Source organism: Gammaproteobacteria bacterium, from assembly GCA_033720895.1.
In the GTDB taxonomy this organism is placed as follows: domain Bacteria; phylum Pseudomonadota; class Gammaproteobacteria; order Natronospirales; family JAJUFS01; genus JAWWBS01.
In genome coordinates this window covers 1-6371 of record JAWWBS010000084.1, presented here as the reverse complement: position 1 = coordinate 6371, position 6371 = coordinate 1, and the positions used below count along the sequence as shown (strand labels likewise).

Below are 6371 nucleotides of genomic sequence, written 5' to 3'. Positions count from 1 at the left end.
GGGGGAGCGGGATGTCTTTGTCTGTGGGCCGATCAGAACTGTATTCGCGCGTGTTGGCACGGGCCGTTCTCGGCCTGTTGATGGTCGGATTGCCGGTCACCGTCGGGGTGGAGGCATCACCGCAAGAGGTCAGGGTTGGTGGCGATTTCAGCTATCCACCGTTCGAATTCCTTGATGCGAGGGGGCGCGTTACCGGCTTCAATGTGGATCTGCTGGCCGCCATCGGTCGCGAAGCCGATCTCGAGTTGATCCACGGTCTTGGTGCCTGGCACAGGCAGCACAATGCCCTGTTGTCCGGCAGGCTCGATGTCCTGCCAATGTTCATCTCCGACACCCGCGACATCGATGTCGATTTCACCCAGCCTTTCCTGATCGTCAACCACGAAGTGTTCATACGAAAGGGCGGTCCCGAGGTGAACGACCTTGGCGACCTTGTCGGCCTTGAAGTCATTGTCGAGCGCAATGCCTTTTCCCACGAGCAGCTGGAGCAGCTGGCAATCGGCATTCGCTTGATCCTGGTTCGCAGTGAATCGGAAGCCATGCAATTGCTGGCTACGGGAAGTCATGATGCAGCGATACTGGGTGAGCTACGCGGCCGGCGCATGCTCTCGAAGGGTGACTATCCGGACATCACGACCAGCGGGCCACCCATCCTGCCAGCGGCTTACGCATTTGCCGTGCAAGAGGGCAATGACGAGCTCCGAGATCGCCTCGACGACGGGCTCGCCCGAGTGAAGGCAAGTGGCGAGTTCAATACGATTTATGCCCGCTGGCTGGATCCCGATGCCCAGGCGGCATTCTGGGAAAGGATGCTGAAGCTGTTTGCGGCTCTTGCGATCGGTGTGGTCGCGGTCATGCTCGGAGTCTCGATCTGGCTCAGGACCTTGCGGCGACAGGTCCGATTGCGAACCCGGGAGCTTGCCGAGAGCGAGGAGCGCTTCCGCAAGACCTTCGAGCATGCCGCCATTGGCCTGGCCTGGTTGACTCCCTCGGGAGAATGGGTGGGTGTTAATCCGTCGCTGGCACGATCACTGGGCAGTTCACCAGCCGAGGTGATGAAGGAACATCCTCGGCACTGGCTTGCGGCACAGGATTTTCGCCGCCTGCTGACCAGGGCTCGCGGCCTGGCCCGCGGTGACCGTGATGTCTTTTCCCTTGAATGCAGTTTCCGACGCAGCGATGACCAGCTGGGGTGGGCCGAGATCGGCGTGTCGGTGCTGCGAGAAACGAGTGGTGCCATCGGTGGCTTTATCGTGGTCCTGGATGACTTGTCGGAAAGCCAGCGACTGGCCGCGCAGCTTTCGTTCCGCGAGACACATGACGAGCTGACCGGACTTGCCAATCGTGGCGAGCTGGAGAAGCGCGTCCAGACATTGCTCAGGAAGAATTCAATCGAGACTCACGTGTTGCTCTACATCGACCTCGATCATTTCAAGGTGGTCAACGAATCCTGCGGACATGATGCAGGCGACGAATTGCTGGGCAAGGTTGGCCACGTGCTGTCGGACGAGCTCGAGGAGGATACCTTGCTGGCCCGCCTGGGCGGGGACGAGTTTGCGGTATTGCTGGAAGCGCATTCCGCGTCGCAAGGAATGGAGGTTGCCGAGAACCTGCGCGAGGCGCTGGCTCGTGGGACCTTCTCCTGGGAAGGCCAGAGTTTTTCCCTGAAAGCGAGCGTGGGCGTGGTCACGTTTCGGGCCGGGGACGAACTCGTGGGTGGCGTACTCGGCGCCGCGGACAGCGCCTGCTACATGGCCAAGGCCGAAGGTGGCAATCGCAGTCGTGCGCATGTGGCAGGAGATGATACCCGTGCGGGCAGGCTGCAGGGTGACGTGCGCTGGGTTGCCCGCATCAACAAGGCCCTCGAGGAAGGGCATTTCGAGCTGTTCAGCCAGGCCATCAAGCCGTTGCAGAAGCTTGATGAGGGGGAGCACTACGAAATCCTGCTGAGGCTGCGGGATGCTGGGGGTCAACTGGTCGGGCCCGGCGAATTCCTTCCCGCCGCAGAGCGTTACTACCTGATGGAAAACATCGACCGCTGGGTGTTGCGGACGGCGTTGCGCATGCTGGCCGAGCACCCCCGGCATCTGGATTCGCTCAGCCTTTGCACCATCAACCTGTCGGGCCAGTCGATCAGCAACCCCGAGTTCCAGCGCTACCTCGAATCGAGGCTGGACCAGTATCGCGTGCCCGCCAGCAAGATCTGTTTTGAAATAACCGAGTCGGCGGCAATGGCCGATCTCAACCAGGCTGTGCGTTTTGCGCGACGCCTAAAAGAGCGCGGCTGCCGCTTTGCGCTCGATGATTTCGGTATCGGCATGTCTTCGTTTGCCTATTTGCGCAACCTGCCATTCGACATTCTCAAGATCGACGGTACTTTCGTCACCGGCATGAAAACCCAGCCGCTGGACAAGCTGATTGTCGAGTCGGTATCGCGCGCTGCCTGGTTGCTGGGCAAGCAAAGCGTGGCGGAGTTTGTCGAGACCAATGATTTGCTTCACGAGGTCAGGACAATGGGTATCGAGTATGCCCAGGGCTATGCGATCGAGAGGCCTCGTCCCTTGGCGGAGCGACTTGCCGCCAGTGAACGATCGCCGGCCTAGGCTCGGCGGGAGCTGCGATTCCGGCGTTTCCAAGCATAAAAAAAGGCTCCTCGAAAGGAGCCTTTTTCAAATCCCGGATTTGCAGCCGAGATTTTCGTCAGACCTTAGTCAGGCGTGACGTTCTCGGCCTGCGGGCCCTTCTGGCCCTGGGTCACCTGGAAGGAGACTGCCTGGCCTTCGCGGAGGGTCTTGCGACCTTCCATGTTGATGGCACGGAAGTGCACAAACACGTCAGCATCACCCTCGCGAGCGATAAAGCCGTAACCCTTTTCATCGTTGAACCACTTGACGGTTCCCTTAACCATTTCGGACATTCTTAACTACCTTACAAATCAAACTAAAAAAATGCGCTCCGATCATCGTGTGATCCGAGTGCGTTGTACAGCTAGAACGAAATGGAATCAAAGACTTGAAACGACAAATCGGGCTTGCTGCGGCAAGTATCATCTCGTGTTTCCATCAAATAATCCAGTTAAATCGCTGTTACAGCAGGTATTAGTGCGTTTTTCGTGCTGCATTGCGGCACAGGGCGCCATTTTTCGGCCCGGAATTGCCTCAAAGCCCCCATGGCGGGGGGACGGGCGGTGGCCGGGACGAGCCAAGGGCATGGTAAACTTTCGCCCCGAAACCGCGTATTTCCCGCTATCGGCAGGACGTAATGGTCAGCAAACCCCTTTTTCGCATCCAGTTCATCAACCAGGGCAAGCTCTACGAGCTATACGCTCGCGAGGTGGCTCAGGCCAGTGTCCTGGGTTTTGTCGAGATCGGTGACTTTGTCTTTGGAGAGCGAACCGAGGTGGTGGTGGACCCCAGCGAGGAAAAGCTGAAGGCAGAATTTGCCGGGGTGAAGCGCTCGCTGGTGCCGATGCAGGCCATCATCCGGATCGATGAAGTCGACAAGCAGGGCACTGCTCGCATTTCGGACACCGATGGCAAGGTCACGCCGTTTCCGATGTCCTTCTTTCCTGACCAAGGGCCGGGAGGCAAGTCCTGAACATGGCACCGCGCAAGGCTGGCAAGCTGGAATTCGCGCTGCTCGGCAGCGGCAGCAAGGGTAACGCCACGCTGGTACGCCACGGCGAGACCTGCCTGATGGTGGATTGCGGCTTTTCCAAGACCGAGACAAGCCGCCGCCTGGCCCGGCTGGGGCTCGAGCCTGGCGATGTCACGGCCATATTCGTTACCCATGAACATTCCGACCATATTGGCGGGGTCGACAGCTTTTCCAGGAAGTTCGGTACGCCCGTGTTCCTGACCGCTGGCACCAATGCCAATGCCGGCAAGCGCGCCGTGCGCGGCGCCAACCTGCTGCGTATCGAGCAGCCCCTGGTGATCGGGGATATCGAGGTGACGCCCGTGCCGGTGCCGCACGATGCCCGCGAGCCGGCTCAATACGTCTTCGACAGCGGCCAGCATCGCCTTGGCGTGCTGACCGACCTTGGCCGCCTGACACCGCACGTGGTGCAGCAGTACTCCGGCCTGGATGCCTTCATCCTGGAAGCCAATCATGACGAGGCCATGCTCGCCAACGGTCCGTACCCGCAGAAGCTGAAGGATCGCGTCGGTGGGGGGCTGGGGCATCTCTCCAATCGCCAGTCGGCCGAGCTGCTCGACATGATCGACTGCAGCAAGTTGCAGCATCTGGTGGCGGCCCATATCTCGGAGCACAACAATACCAATGGTCACGCTCGCGAGGCCCTGGCCGGAGCGCTGGGCTGTGAATCCGACTGGGTGCAGGTTGCCTGCCAGGTCGAGGGGCTGGGCTGGCGCCAACTGGCCTGATGGCTGTCGGGCTGTAATTGCCCGTCAACCGCCTTTTTCGGTGGTCCTGACGGGGCCAAATCCGGTAAAATTCGCGCTTTCTTTTCACCCAATCTACGGGATTTCGACATGCTGATTCTTCGCGGCAGCCGCGCCCTTTCCGACTTCCGCATCGACAAGCTGGAGGCGCGCGCCAGGGCGCTGGCACCAGAGCTTGCCGACAATCTGGCCGGCATCGAAACCCGCTTCATCCACCTGGTCGATGTCAGCGCACCGCTGACCGATGAAGAGCACCACATTCTCGAACGCCTGTTGACCTATGGCGAAGTGGGCGATACGGGTGAGCCCGCTGGCGAATTCCTGCTGGCCGTGCCGCGCATCGGTACGATTTCTCCCTGGTCCTCCAAGGCCACCGACATTGCCCATATCTGCGGCCTGGACAAGGTGCGGCGCATCGAGCGTGGCATCGGCTTCTGGTTTGCAGGTGTCAGCGATGCACAGCCACTGAAAGGCATCGTGCACGACCGCATGATCGAGACCGTGCTGCCGTCCATCGATGCGGCCGAGAGACTGTTCGAACGCCACGAACCGAAGCCGCTGTCCACCGTCGATGTGCTGGCGGGCGGACGTGGTGCACTGGCAGAAGCCAACACCGAGCTTGGCCTGGCGCTTTCCGATGACGAGATCGACTACCTGGTCGAGAACTTCGTGAAGCTCGAACGCAACCCGACCGATGTCGAGCTGATGATGTTCGCGCAGGCCAATTCCGAGCACTGCCGTCACAAGATCTTCAAGGGCGACTGGATCATCGATGGCGAGGAACAGGATCGTTCGCTGTTCCAGATGATCACTGCCACTTACGACATGAATTCCGAAGGTGTGCTGTCTGCCTACAAGGACAATTCCTCGGTGATTGCCGGCACGCGAGCGGGGCGCTTCTTCCCGAATCCCGACACGCGCACCTACGACTTCGTCGACGAGGACATCCACATCCTCATGAAGGTCGAAACCCACAATCACCCGACGGCCATCTCGCCGAACCCGGGCGCGGCGACCGGTTCCGGTGGCGAGATTCGTGATGAAGGCGCGACGGGTCGCGGTGCCAAGCCGAAGGCGGGCATGGTCGGCTTCTCGGTATCGAACCTGCAGATCCCCGGCAATGTCCAGCCCTGGGAAAAGGATTACGGCAAGCCGGATCGCATCGTCTCGGCGCTGGACATCATGCAGGAAGGCCCGATCGGCGCCGCGGCATTCAACAACGAGTTCGGCCGCCCGAATATCTGCGGTTACTTCCGCACTTACGAACAGGCGGATGGCCGCGGTGAAGTGCGCGGTTACCACAAGCCGATCATGATTGCAGGCGGCATGGGCAATATCCGCGCCCAGCATGTCGAGAAGAACGACATCCACGAGGGCGACAGGATCGTGGTGCTCGGTGGTCCGGCGATGCTGATCGGTCTCGGTGGCGGTGCGGCTTCTTCGATGGCTTCCGGTGAATCGACCGAGAACCTGGATTTTGCCTCCGTGCAGCGTGGCAATCCGGAAATCGAACGCCGTGCCCAGGAAGTCATCGACCAGTGCTGGGCCATGGGCGAAAACAATCCCATCGTATCGATTCATGACGTCGGTGCCGGCGGCCTGTCGAATGCCATTCCGGAAATCATCGACGATGCCAATCGTGGCGGCGTGATCAACCTGCGCGAAGTACCGAACGACGAACCGGGCATGGCGCCGATGGAAATCTGGTGCAACGAAGCGCAGGAGCGCTACGTGATTGCCGTCAAGGCCGCGGACATCGACACCTTCGAAAAGATCTGCGCCCGCGAGCGTGCGCCCTATGCCGTGGTCGGCACGGCGACCGAGGCGCGCGATCTGAAGGTCGAAGACCCGGTGTTCAAGAACCATGCTGTCGACATGCCAATGGATGTGCTGCTCGGCAAACCACCGAAAATGTTGCGTGATGTCACGCATCGCGAACCGGCGCCGATCGAGCTGCCAGCCGATATC

5 protein-coding genes are annotated in these 6371 nt (G+C 60.3%); 4 read left to right on the top strand and 1 reads right to left on the bottom strand.

Translation table 11 applies throughout. The annotated features are described in order from the left end of the window. The first annotated feature begins 11 nt into the window (after positions 1-11). On the top strand, positions 12-2603 hold the full coding sequence (locus R3217_09945) for an EAL domain-containing protein (GenBank protein MDX1455767.1): 2592 nt from the start codon (positions 12-14) through the stop codon (positions 2601-2603). 104 nt (positions 2604-2707) lie between these two features. Here the strand turns inward: R3217_09945 and R3217_09940 are convergent, their stop codons facing one another. Beyond that, positions 2708-2917 carry a cold-shock protein gene (locus R3217_09940; GenBank protein MDX1455766.1) on the bottom strand — a complete coding sequence of 70 codons (210 nt, stop codon included), beginning with the start codon at positions 2915-2917 and terminating at the stop codon, positions 2708-2710. Between the two features lie 344 nt (positions 2918-3261). Here R3217_09940 and R3217_09935 point away from each other — a divergent pair, with 344 nt between their 5' ends. The 3 genes from R3217_09935 to purL form a co-directional block, all read left to right on the top strand. Further along, complete coding sequence (locus tag R3217_09935) at positions 3262-3597, top strand: DUF1820 family protein (GenBank protein ID MDX1455765.1); 336 nt, start codon at positions 3262-3264, stop codon at positions 3595-3597. Positions 3598-3599: 2 nt separating this feature from the next. Next, positions 3600-4385: an MBL fold metallo-hydrolase gene (locus R3217_09930; GenBank protein ID MDX1455764.1), complete on the top strand. Its 786-nt coding sequence runs from the start codon at positions 3600-3602 to the stop codon at positions 4383-4385. A gap of 108 nt (positions 4386-4493) precedes the next feature. Beyond that, on the top strand, positions 4494-6371 hold a 1878-nt coding region (gene purL, locus R3217_09925; GenBank protein ID MDX1455763.1), incomplete at its 3' end, for a phosphoribosylformylglycinamidine synthase.

What these genes read in the sequence shown, in the direction of transcription:
- R3217_09935 (MDX1455765.1), top strand. Translation starts at nt 3,262, where the DNA reads ATGGTCAGCAAACCCCTTTTTCGCATCCAGTTCATCAACCAGGGCAAG.
- R3217_09930 (MDX1455764.1), top strand. Translation starts at nt 3,600, where the DNA reads ATGGCACCGCGCAAGGCTGGCAAGCTGGAATTCGCGCTGCTCGGCAGC.
- R3217_09940 (MDX1455766.1), bottom strand. Translation starts at nt 2,917, where the DNA reads ATGTCCGAAATGGTTAAGGGAACCGTCAAGTGGTTCAACGATGAAAAG.
- R3217_09945 (MDX1455767.1), top strand. Translation starts at nt 12, where the DNA reads ATGTCTTTGTCTGTGGGCCGATCAGAACTGTATTCGCGCGTGTTGGCA.